Origin of the sequence: Kitasatospora sp. NPDC051170 (genome assembly GCF_044455705.1) — a bacterium.
Taxonomy (GTDB): Bacteria; Actinomycetota; Actinomycetes; order Streptomycetales; family Streptomycetaceae; genus Kitasatospora.
Genome location: NZ_JBITFA010000009.1, coordinates 199,820 through 214,784 on the forward strand (window position 1 = coordinate 199,820; position 14,965 = coordinate 214,784).

Genomic DNA, 14,965 nt, shown 5'->3' on the forward strand with positions numbered 1-14,965 from the left:
TGCGGGGTGGGGCGGCAGCTCGGGCGCCGGCCGATCGTGCACCGGCGCCCGCCGTAGGGGCCGGCACCCGGGCCCGCCCGCCCGCCGTGGCGGCCCGGGCCCGGGTCCGTTCCCCGCCTCACCTCACCTCACTTCAGCGCGGCCTTCCAGAGCCAGGAGGTGACGCGCGGTCGGCCGGGGAGATCGCCCCGGCCGGTGGACCACAGCAGGACCTGGACGGGGTCACCGTGGGGGGTGTCGGGGAAGAGCCGTTCCAGCACCGCCGCGCACAGGTCCTGCGGGGGGAGCCAGGTGATCCCCAGTCCCCGGGTGATGTCGTGCGTGTGCAGGAGTGTCTCCGCGACGCCCATCGCGGCGAACCCCGCCGGATCGCACGGTCCCCAGTGCCAGGCGCGGTCGCCGGGCGCGGCCGCGGCGACGGCGGCGCCGAGCAGTCTTCCGCACGCGCTCACCACCTCGAGCACATCGCGCACCGGGGTGGCGGGGTCGACGGCGAGGTCGAAGGGCAGGTAGGCGTTCGCGGGGCGGGCCGCCAGCTGTCCGGCGTAGGCGAGCAGGTCGTGCGCGACGTGTACGGCGGTCCGCCGGCAGCTCCACTCGAGCGATCCCGCGCGGGCCTGCCAGCGCGCGTCGTTGTCGTGCGGGGCCAGGACCCGCACCATCTCGTCCACGGCCCGCTCGACGTCCTTGCTGCTCATGCCATCCATCCGGTGATCCTCGCAGCGCCGCGGACAGCCGGACAAACGCATTGCGGGCGGGCCCGCCCGCCGCTCCCCGCCGGCCGCGCCCCGCCGGCCGCGCCCCGCCGGCCGCGCGCCGCGTACCGCGCGCCGCCGGCCGGGACACGGCTCCCGGGTGGACCACCGCTTCGACGCACCGCCCACCGCGCGGCCCCGCCCGGTCGAGGGCCGGGGCCACCGGGACCGGGAATCCGCCCCTGCCCGGGGCCTCGCCCGTGCGGCGCGGGAGCGGGGCCGGGCGGGTAGGCGCCGCCGGGGAGTTCGCCGCCTGGCCGCGGCGGCGGGGTGCCCGCCCGGCCGGGCGGCACAGGGGCGCTCCCGCGCCGCTCCCGTGCGGGGCCGCACGCGGCTGCGCGGGGCGCCGTCCGCTGCGCGGCCGTGGAGGGCCTGACGCCGTCTTTGCGCAGGTGTGGCAGGCCCTCGGCGCCTGCGGCCTCGCCGCGCTGGAGGCCGCGCTGGGCCGGGCCCGTGTGGCGAAGGTGCCCGTCCTGGACGGTCAGGGGCGCTGCCTGCTCCACGAGCGCTGTGACAACGGTCTGCCCGGGGCCTCGCCCGTGCGGCGCGGGAGCGGGGCCGGGCGCGTAGACGCCGCCGGGGAGTTCGCGGTCCGGCCGCGGCGGCGGGGTGCCTGCCCGGCCGGGCGGCACGGGGGCGCGCCCGCGCCGCTCCCGCACGCTCCCGCAAGGGGGCCGCACGGGGCCGCGCGACGCACCGCGCGCCACCGGGACCCGGGAACCCGCCCCTGCCCGGGGCCTCGCCCGTGCGGCGCGGGGCCGGGCGCGTAGCGCCGCGGGGGAGTTCGCCGTCTGGCCGCGGCGGCGGTGGGGTGCCCGCCCGGCCGGGCGGCACGGGGGGCGCTCCCGCGCCGCTCCCGCACGGGGCCGCTGGTGCTGCGGGGCCGCGCGGCTGCGCGGGGCACTGTCCGCTGCGGGGCCGTGGCGGGCCTGACGCCGTCTTTGCGCAGGTGTGGAAGGCCCTCGGCGCCCGCGGTCTCGCCGCGCTGGAGGCCGCGTTGGGCCGGGCCCATGTGGCGAGGGTGCCCGTTCTGGACGGTCAGGGGCGCTGCCTGCTCCACGAGCGCTGTGACAACGGCCTGTCCGGGGCCGGCACCGGCGGCCGGGCCGCGTCGCCGGACGGCGGCCTGCGGTGGTGTGGGACGGCGGCCTGTGGTGGTGTGGGACGGCGGCCTGCGGTGGTGTGGGACGGCGGCCTGTGGTGGTGCCGTGTGGCGGGTTCCGTCCGCCGTGCGCGGCCGGCGGATGCCGCCCGGCGGGGTGCCCGGCGCGGTGCCGGGCGGGGTGCCGGGCGGGGTGTCAGGTGTGGGTGGGCAGGGGGTAGTCGGGCAGGGTGATGGCGTCGGCTTTGGCGAACTGGGCGGCGAGCAGGGGGCGCAGGGGCCAGCGGTTCATCCAGCGCATGGAGAGGGCGCGCAGGCGGATGGTGAGGGCGCTGTGGGGGGCGTAGCCGCCGATGCCGCCGGGGGGCAGTTGCTGGGCCTGGGTGACGTAGGGGCGCATCCGTTCCTCGTAGCGGCGGTAGGCGAGGGTGAAGTCGCCTTCGGTGGTGGCGAGTTCACCGGCGAGGAGGTAGGCGCCGACGAGGGCGAGGCTGGTGCCCAGGCCGGTGAGGGGGCTGGGGCTGTAGCCGGCGTCGCCGAGCAGGGCGATACGGCCGCGGGTGTAGTGGGGCGCGTGGACCTGGCCGAAGGTGTCGAAGGCGAAGTCCCGGGCCCGGTGCATGCCTTCGAGGAGGCGATCGGTGTGCCAGCCGGCGCCGGTGAAGCGTTCGGTGAGCAGGCGCTGCTGGGCGGCGCGGCCGGCGCGGCCCGCCGGAAGACAGGCCGGGACCTCGCGCAGGGCGAGGCCGGCTTTGACCTCGCCGCTCAGGCGGCCGGGGCGGGCGCCGGCGACCAGGCCGCCGGGGGCGTTGTACATCAGGAACCAGTGGTCGAGTTCGCGGGCGAGGGCGGGGTCGTCGACGGTGAACCAGGCGTGGGCGCCGCCCAGGGGCCGGTAGTGGTCGGCTTCGGGGCCGAAGGCCAGGCGCCGCACGGTGGAGTGGGGGCCGTCGGCGCCGACGACGAGGGCGAAGCGGCGCGCGGGGGCGTTCTCGAAGCGCACGCTCACGCCGCCGGCGTCCTCGTCGAGGGCGGTGACGGTGTCGTCGAAGAGGTACTCCACGCCTTCGGCCACGCTCGTCTCGTACAGGAGGGCGGCCAGGTCGCCGCGCAGGATCTCGATCTCGGAGACGATGCCCTCGCCCCCGAACAGCTCCACCGGCAGCCGGGCGCTGTGGCGGCCGCGGGTGTCGACCAGGGCGATGCCGCGCTGTTCGACGGCCAGGTCGCGGCAGCGGGGCATCAGGCCCATGCGCTCGACGACGGTGCGCGCCGCGCCGCGCAGGTCCACGCTCTGCCCGCCCGGGCGCGGGGCCCGGGCGCGTTCGACGACCACGGGGGTGAAGCCGAAGCGGCGCAGCCACAGGGCGAGGGCGGGTCCGGCGATGCCGGCGCCGCTGATGAGGACGTCGGTGGGCTGCGGGGTGGTCCGTGAGGTCTCCATACCCGTGACCGTACGCCGTACGCGCCGCGCTCAACAAGCCCTGTACTGCGGCTATTTGGAATTGATGCACTAGTGCACTAGGGGGTGTGGGCAGTGCACCGCACGGGCGGCGGGCGCCATCGGCGCAGGCGGTGGGGCCCGCGCCGCCCGTCCGGGTGCACTAGTGCGCAGGCGTTAGTGCGCAGGCGTGGACGGCCCGGCCGGCACGGAACCGGACGCGGGCGCGGCGGGCGCGGTGGGGGCGGTGGGGGTCATGAGGGTGTGCAGCAGGTCCTCGCCCAGTGCCGCGGAACCGTGCGACTGGTCGGGCAGGTGGTAGTCCTCGTACCACTGCGCCGGCGCCTCCGGGTGCGGCCCGCTCACCGCGACCCGGCCCGCCCCGTAGGAGGCCACCACCGCGGCCGGGCGCTGGTTGGTGTAGCGGGCCAGGACCTGCGCGCCGGGGCCGTCGTCCACGTCGAAGTACGGGCCGTCCTGGAAGTACATGTGCTGCGGGTGCCCGCGCCAGGCCACCTCCACCAGCTGGTCGCCCTCGCCGCTCACGCTCGCCCCCTGCGAGCGGATGTACTGGCCCGAGTCGCCCGGCAGCAGGTCGTAGCCCGGGTCGCCCGCCAGGTAGCCGCCCATGCACAGCCCCAGGTAGCGGCCCCCGCCGCGCACGAAGTCGCGCACCAGGTCGGGGGAGAAGCCCTCCTCGCGCCGCAGCAGGCGCCACGCGGTGCCCACCTCCTGCCCGTTGCTGCCGCCCGGCTGCACGTACAGCGCCACCCCCTCCAGCGCCGCGCGCCCGAAACGCACCCGCTCCCCGGGGCCGACGAACCGCACCGCGAACCCGCCGCGCTCCAGCATCCCCGAGGCCGCCTCCGCGCACCCCTCGCAGGCCGCCGGCCCCCGGTACACCAGCGCCACCGGCCGCCCCGCCGCGCCCGGTGCGGCGCCCGGTGCGCCCGACGCGGCGCCCGGTGGGTCCGTCGCTGCGCCCGGGCCGGGGGCGCTGTCACCGGAGAGCGCCGGCGCCGCCTCCCGCCCGCCCGCAGGCACCCCCTCGCACCCGAAGGCCCCCAGCACCGCCACCGCCGCCACCACGGCCCCCACCGCCCGCCCGCCCCGCCACCCGCGCACCCCGACACCCCTTCGTCCCGCCTCGACCCGCCACCGCCACCGCCGTCCCGACGCTAACGCCCCGCCGGGCCCGGACGGCCCGCCGGCCCCCGAACGGGTGAGGCTGCGCACCCCGCCCGTTGACACCCCGTCACCGCGCCCGGCGCCCCTGCCGCCGCCGTGCCCCGCCGCCTGCCGTGGGGCGGCGGGGGACGGCGGCCCGGTGGCAGGGGCGGCGGGGCGGGCCGGGCGCCCGCCCCGGCCCGCGGTCTTGCACCGCTTCGCCGTGGCGTTCCGGTTTCGACGCGCCCCGCCACCTCGCAGGGCGTGGAAGCCCAACGCGCCGGACAACGCCGCGAGTCGCCCGACCGCCCTGGCCCGCGCCCGGCCGCGCCACCGCTCCTTTTGGGGCGAGGGGCCGGATGGTCGGCAGCCGCGCGCCCCGGCCCGTTCCCTCCCCTCGCCACCCCGTCCACCGCGGGAAGGCGCGCCGCACCGGTGCGGCGGGGGAACGGGGCGGGCCGGCCGCCTGGTCCCGCGCCCGGGTTCCCGTCCGCTCCCCCCGTACTCCCGCGCGCCGTGTCCCGCCGCCACCGCGCGGTGACGGGAGGGCGGCGGGGTCAACGGGCCGGCAGGTGGCGCGAGTTGGACGTCACGGCCGGTGGCCCGCCCTGCGAACAGCCCTCGCCCCGGCCCCGTGCGTACCTCCTGCCGTGCCGTGCCGTGCCGTGCGGTGCCGTGCCGTGCCGTGCGGTGCCGTGCCGGGGCGGCGGGGCGGCCCAACGCACTGCTCGACGGCGCGAGTTGCCCACCCTGCGAACAGCCCTCGCCCCGGCCCGTGCGTACCTCCTGCCGTGCCGTGCCGTGCCGTGCCGAGCCGAGCCGGGCCGAGCCGCGCCGTGCCAGGCGGCGCAGCCCAACACGCTGCTCGACGGCGCGAGTTGCCCACCCGCACGGCCCCACCGCCGGCCGGAGGAGGGGATGTGGACGCCGGCTGCTGCTGCGCCCCCGGCCCCCGTCCCCGTCCGGTCGCTGCGGGGCGGCGCTGCGGCGGGGCGGGGTGGATGCCCGCCCGGCCGCTGCGCCCCGTGAACCGGCCCCTGCGCCCGAGGGGGAGGGGAGCGTCGCCCCCCCTCGGGCGGCCCCGGCCGTGCCCGCTCCGGCTCCGCTGCGGGGCGGCGCTGTGGCCGGGCGGGGTGGATGCCCGCCCCGCCGCTGCGCCCCGCCTTCGCGGGGAGGGGCTGTGCCGTCGCGCCCGTGCCGCCCCCACGGGGGTGCTGCGCTCTCACGGCGGGGGAGGGGACGGGGTTGCGGGCGCCCCTCCGGTTCCCGCGCTCCGGTGGTGCCGGGCCCCGGCCCGGTGGCGGGTCGCGGGGCGGGCGGGGGTGTGGAACGGTGGAGGGGCCCGGGGTGACCGGGTGCCGGGGCAGGTGCCGGCTGAGGAAAGGGGCGTGGCCCTCATGTCGTCCAAGCGTCGCCGCAAGAAGAAGGCCAGGGCCCGGCGCGGGGCCAACCACGGCCGCCGTCCGCAGTGCTGAACCCCCTCTGAACCCGTGCCCCGGCCAGGACGCCGGAGCACGGGTTCGGACACGTCCGCGCCCGCCGCACCGGGGGGCCTTGGGCGAGCCGGGGCGGCCGGTGGTGCGGGTGCCGGCACGTACCCCGCCCGTGTGCTGCGCCCCGTGGGGCCGCGCGGCGGCCGGGCAGGCCGCCCCCGGTGCGGGGGAGTCCGTTCGCCGGGCCTCGGCTGCGTCGTCGGCACACCGTTCGTAGGGCCCCCGTCCCGGGGAACGCAGAGAGACCGCTCGGGCCGCAAGACGAGGGGCCGGGCGGTCTCTGCTGTCCGGACGGGCCCATGCGCCAACACGGCCCGCTGCCGGGGTTCCCGAGAATGTTGGAGCCGACGGCGCCCCCGGGTTCCGGGCCCAGGGCCCGGACGACGCCGCCGACCATCGTCACATCCGGCCACGGTGGCCACAAGGCCACCTTGCACGAAAGCGCATCAAATCCGGGTTTCGCGGCCGTGACCTGCACCGCCGTGACCGGGTGTGAGCGCGATCGCGGACGGGGAGCGGGACGCGGGCGCATCAATCCGCGCGATGTTCACCGAAGCGATTGGGATTCACCCGTACGCCTGACACAGTGTTGTGTCACCGGGCACCGGGAGCGACGCCAACCGCCGAAAGTGCCCGCCTGTTGGAGCAGACGGTGATATAGGAGGGCTCCTCGATGACGAGGAAGCGCAGCAAGCACACCCCCGTCCACCCCGGCGCCGCCCACGGCCCCCACCCCCACCCGCGCGCCGCGCACCCGGTGGTGGTCGTCGTCGTGGTCGTCGTGGCCGCCGCCCTGGTGCGCACCGGCACCCCGGTGCCCGCCGCACTCGAACTGGCCGCCGCAGCCTGCCTGTTGGGAGCGCGGGCGCGGCGGGAACGGGCCTGACGGACACCGGCGCCGACACGCGATGGGACGCCCCGAGAAACCGATCGAGGCCGCCGAGCCCGCCCTGGGCAAGCTCGCCTCCTGGCTGCGCGAACAGCGCCAGCGCTCCGGCCTGACGTACCGTCAGCTCGCCGAGAGCACCAACTTCCACCCCACCACCTTGCAGCGGGCCGCCGCCGGACGCACCCTGCCCGGCTGGAAGACCGTCGAGGCGATGGCCGGCGCCTGCGGCGGCGACCTCAAGGCCGCCCGGCGCAAATGGGCCACCGCCGCGTACTGGAACCGGGTCCCGCACGCCGGCGGCACCCGGCGCCGGCGCGCCCTCAGATGGCGCGAGCGCCACCCCGACGACGCCGACTCCTCCACCGACCTGCGGCAGGCGATGGTGGAGATGCGCCGCAGGGCCCACTGGCCCTCCCTGGAGGAACTCGACCGCCGCGCCCGCCTGCTGGGACGGCGCCTGCCCTCCTCCACCCTGGCCCTGGTCCTGCGCGGCGAGGCACCGCTGCGCAGGGAACTGTTCCTCACCTACATGGAGGTCCTGGGCGTCAAGGAGGCCCGGGCACGCCTGTGGGCGCAGGCGTGGGAACGCACCCACAGCGCCCGCACCCCCGCCCAGGCCGCCGGGCCCCTGGCCCGGGAGCGCGAGTTCACCCTGGCCATGAGGTCCTCCAGCGCCGGCGCCTCCACCGAGATCCTCTTCCGCCTCTGGGCGGGCCTGCGCGCCGGCCTCGCGGCCGACCGCGACCGGGAGGAGGCCGACGGCGTCCCGTACGGCCTGCACGCCGCCCACGGCCCCTACCACTCCTACGGCCCCCCGGGCCACCACCCCGCCCCACCCGCACCCACCGCCGCCACCGGCACCACCGCCACCGCTGCGGCCGCCGCGGCCGAGGGGCCGGGCCGCGCCCGGCCCCTGCCGTAACACCCGGCGCCCGCGGCACGGGCGGGCACCCGGGCGCACACACGCCCCCGGGCGCCCGCCCGCACCCGCCGCCCACCCCGAACACCACCCTTCCGAACGCCCCCTTCCGAACGCCCCCTCCGAACGCCACCTTCCGAACACCACCTTCCGGGACACGACACCCATGCCCACACCACCGCCGCACGCCGGCACCCAGCTCCTGGGGCTGCGGGCCCTGCACGACCTGCACCTGCCCCACTACCTCGCCTACGCCGCCCTCCTGCTGCCCTGCGCCGACGCCCCGCCCGCCGTCGAGGACGCCTTCGGCGACCTCGCCCGCCACTGGCCCCAGGCCCTGGCCACCGCCAGCCCCGCCGCCTGCGCCTGGCAGGCCGTACGCCACCGCGTCCGCACCCGCGCCGGCCCCCGGACCCTGCGCACCCTCGCCCACCTGAACGCCCGCCAGCAGGACGTCCTGCTCCTGCACCTGGTCCTGGACCTGCCCTGCGAGCGCATCGCCGACCTCACCGGCACCGAACCCGCCGCCGTCCACGCCCACCTGCGCTCCCTGGCCACCGCCACCCGCCCCTGACCCGCCCCGGCCCGCCCGGGCCGGCGGAACCACCGGGCTCAGACGGGCGGGCGCCGGCGCGCCGCGTCCCGGCGGGCGATCACCTCCACCAGCTCGCCGACCGTGTCCAGCCCCTCCGGCGACAGCGCCACCGCCCGCAGCGCCAGGCTGCGCACCCCCGCATCACGCAGCGCCCCCAGCAGCGCCAGCTCACCCGCGATCCGCGCCCCCTGACACCCGTCGAAGAAGTACGCCGGCGGCACCTCGAAGAACCGCGCCAGCGCCTCCAGGTGCCGCTTGGTCGGGTTGTCCCGCCGCCCGGTGCGCAACTGCCACAGGTAGGTGGTGGAGAACGACTCCCCGCTCGCCTCCCGGCAGGCCCGCGCGACCTCCTCGTTGGTGTACTGCCCGCGGTCCGGGCGCCGCACCGCGGTGAACAGCGCCTCGATCCGCGCCGCCAGCCCCCGCGCCACCACACCCTCCACCGCGCCCGCGTCCACCGCACCCGCCGCCGCAACACCCGTGCCCGCAACACCCGTGCCCGCAACGCCCGTTCCCGACACGCCCGTGCCCGACACGCCCGTTCCCGGTACGGCCCCGGGCACCGCGTCCCGGGCCGGTGGGCCGTCCCCCGACCGCGCCATCCCCAGCCCCCGTCCCCGTGCACCACCGGCGGATCGCGCCAGCTGGCATGGATGTGACGATACCCATGATCCATGCCAGTTGACCCCCGTCGGGCACGGCTGACATTCTGGCCCGGGGGGCCTGCGCAGCGACACCGACCGGGCCGACGCCCCGTCAACTGCCGTTCGCACCAACGTAACCCGGCATACCCGACCACCCGGAAAGCGCCCGGACGACCCCGGCCGCCCCCGGCAAGGGGACAGCGGCCACCCCGCGCGGGGACACCAGCGGCACCACCGAGCCCGCGCCCCGCACCCGCAAGGGGGGAAGGCGGCCCGACCGGCCGCCCCTCCCAAGGCCCGCAGCACCCAGGAGGGGCCGTGGTGGACACCACGCCGCACACCCCGAACACCACCGCGCCGCACACCACCCCCGACACCCCGCACCCCGCCCCCGGCACCGCCGCGCGCACCGCGCGCACCGCGCGCACCGCGCGCACCGCGCCGGCGTCCGTGACCCGCCCGGCACCCGCGCACCGCACCGTGCGCCTGGCCTTCCTGTGGCGCGCCGCCGGCGCCCCCCTGGGCTGCCTCACCGCCCTGGCCCTGGGCCTGGTCCTCACCCGCACCGGCGCCGCCGCCCGCCTGGGCGCCGTGCCCGCCCTCCTGGTCTCCACCGCCGCCGTCCTGGCCGCCGCCGCCCCCGTCCCCTTCGGCTTCTGGCTGCGCGCCCGCCCCGCCGGCCTGACCCTGGTGCGCGCCTACCTGCCCCGCCGCTACGCCTGGGAGGCCATCCACTCCCTGGCCATGGACACCAGCCCCGACCCCGACACCGGCGCCGCCCGCCTCGTCCTGCACCTGCGCCTGCACCCCCACCGCCCTCGCCCGGGCCGCACCGGACCCCTCCTCGGCGTCCTCGCCACCACCCCCGCCGGCCTGCCCCAGGGCACCGAACCACCCCACCTGGCAAGCCTGTTCGACCTGCTGCGCCGCAACGGCGTCCCCCTGGGCGACCACCGCTTCGCCGACCTGGTCCTCACCGCCCACGGCTACCCCGCCCTCACCCACACCGCCCACACCGCCCGCGCCGCCGCACCGGCCGTCTCGGCCGCCCGCACACCGCGCTGAGCCGGCGGGGGCCTTCGGCCCGTTGACGGGGACGGAGCGTGCCCGCCGTCCGGGGCCGGGCGCGCCCGCCGGCCGCCCGGGAGGCGCCCATGCACAGGTTCCACGGCGCGTGGCGGATCACCGTCACCCTGCGCGACGCCGACTTCGAACAGCGCGCCGTCGTCCGCGGCCGCTACGGCACCCGCGTCCTGCCCGGCACACCCGGCGCCACCCTCCTCGTCGACGAGGAGGACTGGACCCTCTCCCTCGAACACCTCCCCACCGCCCGCACCTGGCAGCCCGACCTGCGCACCACCCTGGGCCCCCTCACCCGCCGAGGCGGACGCGTCAGCCGCCTGGTCACCGGCAACGACTGCCACCAGGCGGGCAAACCCCTCGACTACGTCAACTTCGCCGTCCTCCTGGAAAGCCTCGACCAGCCCCGCCCCGCCACCACCCCCGCCATCACCCCCGCCGCCGCACCCCTCACCCGCCCCGTCCCCGCCCGCACCCCCCACACCTCTCCTGCCCCGGCCGGCGCCCCCGCCCCCGTGCGCACCTCCAGCGACGGCCACCCCCTGCCCGCGATCCCGCGCCAGCGCCCCGCCACCGGCCCCCACTTCTAGGCCCTCTCTTTCGGATCTCGCCGGGCGTGCGACGCCGGATCATCCCTTCCCCCCGGCCTTCGGCCGGACCGCCCGAGTACGTCCGGTACGAGGACGGTCCGGCCGCACGCCCGGGCGTGCGCCCGGCCGGGCGCGAAACGGGGGCACCTGCAGGCCGAAGGCCGGGGGAGCGGCCCGCTTGACCCGGCGTGAGCCGAAGGGCACGCCCCAGCCCCGCCCGCACCGCACCCCGCACCGCACCGCACCCCGCCCGCACCGCACCGCCCCCCGGCGGCGGCCACCGCCGCAGCCCGCGGCGGGAGCGAACCCCCGCCCCACGGGCTTGTCGCACCCCGCCCCTAGCCTGGCCCCCATGAGCACACCCCTGGCCGGCGCCCTGGCCGCCCTGACCGTCCCCCTGCCGCCCGGACGCACCGTCACCGGCGAGGACGACGCCCGCCGGCCGCTGCTGTGGGTCGGCGACGGCCCCGCCCCGATCGGCCTGTGGGAGCGCCTGCACCGCGCCCACCCCGCCACGGGCCTGTGGCCGCTGCTGCTCAGCCCGCTGCGCGAAGGCGACGAGGACTTCCGCCCCTGGCACACCGGCGAACTGCGCCCCGGCCGGGACGCCGACCCCGGCGCCCACGACCCGCAGACGCTGCTGCGCACCTGGTGGCAGGGCATCCAGCCCGACGAGGACGAGGACGAGGAGGAGGCGGCGCAGGCCCTCGCCCCCTACGGACCCGCCTGGCCCGCCCCCGCGCCCGCGCCCGCCGCCGTCCCGGACGCCGCCGCGGCGGACGCGGCCGCCTACGACCTCGCCGCCGCCCTGGAGGCGGTGCGCCCGGTGCGCCTGGGCCTGGTCGCGGCCACCGGCGGCGCCCACGCGCTGGCGGCCTGCGGCTGGACGGGCCCGGTCAACCACCACACCACCGGAGAGGTCGCCGCCGTCCTCGCCGACTGGGAGCACCGCTACGGCGCCCGCCTCGTCGAGGCCGGCTTCGACACCCTCGAACTGAGCGTCCCCCACCCGCCCGCCACCCCCGAGCAGGCCCTGCCCCTGGCGGCGCAGTTCGCCGCGCTCTGCCCCGACCAGCTCTTCCAGGGCGCCGGCACCCTCACCGAGCTGGCCGGGCAGCTCGCGGGCGCCCGCCGCTGGACCCTGTGGTGGGACTGAGCACCACACCCCCGCGGACCCGGCCGGACGGCCGACAGCCACGCCCTGCCGCACCGGCCAACCGACTACACCCACAGTGCAACTACACCCACAGTGCAACTACATCCGTAGTGATACTGCGGACGGGTGACACTACGCCAGTAGTGCCACTACCGGCGTAGTGCCACCGCGCCGTCAGAAACCCCTGACCCCTGCGCCCCGCCGGAGACCCCCCGGGCACGCCCCCTAACCGGCGCGTTCGCGCCACCACGCCACCGTCGCCGCGACCTGCTCCGCCACCGGCGTCGCCCGTACCGCGAACCGGCCCTCGTACGCGGAGCAGTCCACCACGAACGGCGCGTCGAACTGGTAGCGCACCTCCCGCAGCTCCCGCAGCACCGGCGAGACCAACCCCGCCGCACCCAGCACCAGCGGCGACAGCCGGCGCACCCGCACCGCACCGCCCACACCGGCCTCCTGCGCCACCAGCTCCGCCATCCGCCGCACCGACAGCGCCGGCGCCGTCGGCACGTGCCACGCCCGCCCCCACGCCTGCGGCGCGCCCGCCAGCTCGGCCATCGCCCGGGCCACGTCCGGCACGTACGTCCAGCTGTGCGCCGCGTCCGGATCACCCAGGCACGACACGGCCCGCCCGGCCAGCAGCGCCGGCACCACCCGCTCGGCCAGGTGCCCGCCCCCCGTCACCCCGGGGCCGAAGAAGTCCGAGGCCCGCGCCTCCACCGCCCGGACGCGCCCCGCCTCGTGCGCCGCACGCACCAGCTCCCACACCCCGGCCCGCGCCCGGCCCTTGCGCCCGGCCGCCGCCTGCGGCAGGTCCTCGCGCAGCGCACCCGCCACCGGCCCGTAGCCGTACAGGTTGCCCAGCATCACCAGCACCGCGTCACCGGCCCCGGCCGCCGCGCACAGCGAGGACGCCAGCGCCGGCCAGTCCCGCCCCCACCGCTGAAGCGGCGGCGCCGCACACCCGTACACCGCCACCGCCCCGCGCACCGCCGCCGTCAAAGCGGAGGCGTCCGCGGCATCCGCCGCCACATGCTCCACCCCCGCCACCACCGCACGCCCCGCGCCCCCCGTACGGGTGACCACCCGCACCTCGTGCCCCTGCCCGGCCAGCAGCCGCGCCAACGCGGCCCCCGCCGGCCCGTACCCCACCACCACATGAACGCTCATCCGGCCCACCCTAGAGCCAGCACCCGAACCCAGTGCACCCTGTGCCACCATGGGCCCCTCCCGCACCCGCCCCCCTTCCCCGAGGAGCCGCGCCGTGAGCGACGCCCGCTACGCCGTCCTGCACACCACCGAGGGCACGATCCGCCTGGAACTGCTGCGCTTCCACGCCCCCAAAACCGTGCGCAACTTCGCCGAACTCGCCGAGGGGAAGCGCCCCTACACCGACCCGCGCACCGGCCTGCCCGGCAGCGGCCCCTACTACGACGGCACCCTCTTCCACCGCGTCGTGCCCGGCTTCATGATCCAGGGCGGCGACCCCACCGGCACCGGCACCGCAGGCCCCGGCTACACCTTCGCCGACGAGTTCCACCCCGAGCTGTTCTTCACCCGCCCCTACCTCCTGGCCATGGCCAACTCCGGCCCGGGCACCAACGGCTCGCAGTTCTTCATCACCCAGAACACCCCCACCCACCTCAACCGGCGCCACACCATCTTCGGCCAGGTCGCCGACGCCGCCTCCAAGGCCGTCGTCGACGCGATCGCCGCCACCGCACTCGACGGCGAACGCCCCGTGAAGGACGTGGTGATCAGCCGCGTCGAGATCCAGTACGGCTGACCCGCCGCCACGGACCGCCCCCCGCCCCGCCCCCGGCCCGTTGCGTTTGGGTCACGGAGTGTCCGAATGCTCAGGCAATGCGGGGGAGTGTGGTGATTGAACTGGTTGGCGCGTTCGCCGTCGAACTCTCATAATCCCTGGTGAGACGCGCGATGGACGGTCCGGGGACACGCTTGGGGGAGCGGTGCCCGTGAGAAGGGCCCGCGCGTGGAAACCACGATCGTTCCCCGGGGGGGAGTCCTTTGTCCGCGCCCGACCACGAGAGCGCCACCACGGGTCCGGCGGCACCGCCGCAGCCCGAAGCCGCGCCCGCCGCACCGCAGCCCGCGCCCGTACCTGCCGTACCCGAGCAGGCGCCCGAGCCCGTACCCGCCGTACCCGGGCAGGCGCCGGGGCCCGAACCCGAGCCCGCAGCCGACCTGTACGGGCCCGGCGACCCGTCAGACCCCGCCCCAGACCCCGCGCCTGACCCCGCCCCCGCGCCAGACCCCGCCCCAGACCCCGCGCCTGACCCCGCCCCCGCGCCAGACCCCGCCCCAGACCCCGCGCCTGACCCCGCCCCCGCGCGCCGGATGCCGCGCGCGGCGCGGATCGCGCTGGCCACGGCGGGCCTGCTGGCCGTCACCGCCGCCTCCGCCACCGCCACCGTCGCCCTCGGCAAACCCGACGCGCGCCCGGTGGCCGCCGCGCCCGCACACCCCGCACCGACCGCCGCCGCCACCGCGACGGCGCCCGCGAGCCCGAGCCCGAGCCCGAGCCCGACGGCCGTGCCCGTCCCCGTGCCCACGCCCGCCGCGCCCGCGCCCAAGCCCGCCAGCACCGTCAAGGGCACCGTCAGCGGCGGAAAGCACGAAGGCGACCTGCGCTTCTTCCTGCTGCCCATCCCCGACGGCGGCGAGTCCTACGGCTCCGCCGACGGCACCGGCCTCAGCGACGACCAGGTCGCCGGGATCTTCGGCAAGCAGGACGGCATCAAGGACCTCCTGCACTCCTTCGGCTACCAGGACGCCGCCACCCGCATCTACCGCACCGCCGACGGCAAGGCCGAGGTCACCGTCACCCTCATCCACCTGGGCTCCACCGCCCAGGCCACCCGGTTCGCCAAGGGCTACAGCGTCAAGTCCCAGGAGTCGATCGACATCGACGGCGACCCCGACGCCCACGGCTTCGTCCACCAGCCCAAACAGCAGGCGTACACCGGCTCGATGACCGGCATCTCCAGCCAGGGCGACGTCCAGTACACCATCGACGTCGACGTGAAGGGCACCCCGGACAAGGCGCTGCTGAGCGACCTGATGAAGCGCCAGCGCGAGCGCCTGGCCTCCGGCGGCTGAACTCCGGCGGCTGA

Annotated in this window: 13 protein-coding genes; 8 read left to right on the top strand and 5 right to left on the bottom strand. The window is 77.9% G+C overall.

Annotation, left to right across the window (positions count from 1 at the left end; all coding sequences use genetic code 11):
* Window positions 1–128: 128 nt before the first annotated feature.
* From ACIBCA_RS20370 to ACIBCA_RS20380, 3 genes are all read right to left on the bottom strand, one after another.
* On the bottom strand, window positions 129–698 hold the full coding sequence (locus tag ACIBCA_RS20370) for a maleylpyruvate isomerase N-terminal domain-containing protein (RefSeq protein WP_396284329.1): 570 nt from the start codon (window positions 696–698) through the stop codon (window positions 129–131).
* Between the two features lie 1,355 nt (window positions 699–2,053).
* Window positions 2,054–3,301, bottom strand: a complete 1,248-nt coding sequence (locus ACIBCA_RS20375) for an FAD-dependent monooxygenase (protein ID WP_396284330.1) — start codon at window positions 3,299–3,301, stop codon at window positions 2,054–2,056.
* A gap of 174 nt (window positions 3,302–3,475) precedes the next feature.
* Entirely contained in the window at window positions 3,476–4,423 is a 948-nt protein-coding gene (locus ACIBCA_RS20380) for a hypothetical protein (RefSeq protein ID WP_396284331.1), read from the bottom strand.
* A gap of 2,208 nt (window positions 4,424–6,631) precedes the next feature.
* On the opposite strand from ACIBCA_RS20380, the gene ACIBCA_RS20385 reads away from it, so the two are divergent.
* The 3 genes from ACIBCA_RS20385 (at window position 6,632) to ACIBCA_RS20395 (ending at window position 8,340) form a co-directional block, all read left to right on the top strand.
* On the top strand, window positions 6,632–6,844 hold the full coding sequence (locus ACIBCA_RS20385) for a hypothetical protein (protein ID WP_396284332.1): 213 nt from the start codon (window positions 6,632–6,634) through the stop codon (window positions 6,842–6,844).
* Between the two features lie 22 nt (window positions 6,845–6,866).
* A complete protein-coding gene (locus tag ACIBCA_RS20390) occupies window positions 6,867–7,769 on the top strand; it encodes a helix-turn-helix domain-containing protein (protein WP_396284333.1) in 903 nt (300 codons plus the stop codon).
* A gap of 163 nt (window positions 7,770–7,932) precedes the next feature.
* Window positions 7,933–8,340, top strand: coding sequence for a sigma factor-like helix-turn-helix DNA-binding protein (locus ACIBCA_RS20395; RefSeq protein ID WP_396284334.1), 408 nt, complete (start codon window positions 7,933–7,935; stop codon window positions 8,338–8,340).
* Between the two features lie 38 nt (window positions 8,341–8,378).
* Here the strand turns inward: ACIBCA_RS20395 and ACIBCA_RS20400 are convergent, their stop codons facing one another.
* Window positions 8,379–8,819 carry an XRE family transcriptional regulator gene (locus ACIBCA_RS20400; protein ID WP_396284335.1) on the bottom strand — a complete coding sequence of 147 codons (441 nt, stop codon included), beginning with the start codon at window positions 8,817–8,819 and terminating at the stop codon, window positions 8,379–8,381.
* Window positions 8,820–9,323: 504 nt separating this feature from the next.
* Here ACIBCA_RS20400 and ACIBCA_RS20405 point away from each other — a divergent pair.
* The 3 genes from ACIBCA_RS20405 (at window position 9,324) to ACIBCA_RS20415 (ending at window position 11,831) form a co-directional block, all read left to right on the top strand.
* Window positions 9,324–10,070, top strand: coding sequence for a hypothetical protein (locus ACIBCA_RS20405; protein WP_396284336.1), 747 nt, complete (start codon window positions 9,324–9,326; stop codon window positions 10,068–10,070).
* A gap of 89 nt (window positions 10,071–10,159) precedes the next feature.
* Window positions 10,160–10,675, top strand: a complete 516-nt coding sequence (locus tag ACIBCA_RS20410) for a hypothetical protein (RefSeq protein ID WP_396284337.1) — start codon at window positions 10,160–10,162, stop codon at window positions 10,673–10,675.
* Window positions 10,676–11,027: 352 nt separating this feature from the next.
* Window positions 11,028–11,831, top strand: coding sequence for a DUF4253 domain-containing protein (locus ACIBCA_RS20415; RefSeq protein ID WP_396284338.1), 804 nt, complete (start codon window positions 11,028–11,030; stop codon window positions 11,829–11,831).
* A gap of 225 nt (window positions 11,832–12,056) precedes the next feature.
* On the opposite strand, the gene ACIBCA_RS20420 is transcribed toward ACIBCA_RS20415, so the two are convergent.
* Window positions 12,057–13,001 (bottom strand): NAD-dependent epimerase/dehydratase family protein, encoded by a 945-nt coding sequence (locus tag ACIBCA_RS20420; protein ID WP_396284339.1) that lies wholly within the window; start codon window positions 12,999–13,001, stop codon window positions 12,057–12,059.
* A 94-nt stretch (window positions 13,002–13,095) separates the two neighbouring features.
* Between ACIBCA_RS20420 and ACIBCA_RS20425 the strand changes: the two genes are divergently transcribed.
* A complete protein-coding gene (locus ACIBCA_RS20425; RefSeq protein WP_396284340.1) occupies window positions 13,096–13,617 on the top strand; it encodes a peptidylprolyl isomerase in 522 nt (173 codons plus the stop codon).
* A 572-nt stretch (window positions 13,618–14,189) separates the two neighbouring features.
* Complete coding sequence (locus ACIBCA_RS20430) at window positions 14,190–14,951, top strand: hypothetical protein (protein ID WP_396284341.1); 762 nt, start codon at window positions 14,190–14,192, stop codon at window positions 14,949–14,951.
* The last annotated feature ends 14 nt before the right edge of the window (window positions 14,952–14,965 follow it).

What these genes read in the sequence shown, in the direction of transcription:
- ACIBCA_RS20370 (WP_396284329.1), bottom strand. Translation starts at nt 698, where the DNA reads ATGAGCAGCAAGGACGTCGAGCGGGCCGTGGACGAGATGGTGCGGGTC.
- ACIBCA_RS20375 (WP_396284330.1), bottom strand. Translation starts at nt 3,301, where the DNA reads ATGGAGACCTCACGGACCACCCCGCAGCCCACCGACGTCCTCATCAGC.
- ACIBCA_RS20385 (WP_396284332.1), top strand. Translation starts at nt 6,632, where the DNA reads ATGACGAGGAAGCGCAGCAAGCACACCCCCGTCCACCCCGGCGCCGCC.
- ACIBCA_RS20390 (WP_396284333.1), top strand. Translation starts at nt 6,867, where the DNA reads ATGGGACGCCCCGAGAAACCGATCGAGGCCGCCGAGCCCGCCCTGGGC.
- ACIBCA_RS20395 (WP_396284334.1), top strand. Translation starts at nt 7,933, where the DNA reads ATGCCCACACCACCGCCGCACGCCGGCACCCAGCTCCTGGGGCTGCGG.
- ACIBCA_RS20410 (WP_396284337.1), top strand. Translation starts at nt 10,160, where the DNA reads ATGCACAGGTTCCACGGCGCGTGGCGGATCACCGTCACCCTGCGCGAC.
- ACIBCA_RS20415 (WP_396284338.1), top strand. Translation starts at nt 11,028, where the DNA reads ATGAGCACACCCCTGGCCGGCGCCCTGGCCGCCCTGACCGTCCCCCTG.
- ACIBCA_RS20420 (WP_396284339.1), bottom strand. Translation starts at nt 13,001, where the DNA reads ATGAGCGTTCATGTGGTGGTGGGGTACGGGCCGGCGGGGGCCGCGTTG.
- ACIBCA_RS20430 (WP_396284341.1), top strand. Translation starts at nt 14,190, where the DNA reads ATGCCGCGCGCGGCGCGGATCGCGCTGGCCACGGCGGGCCTGCTGGCC.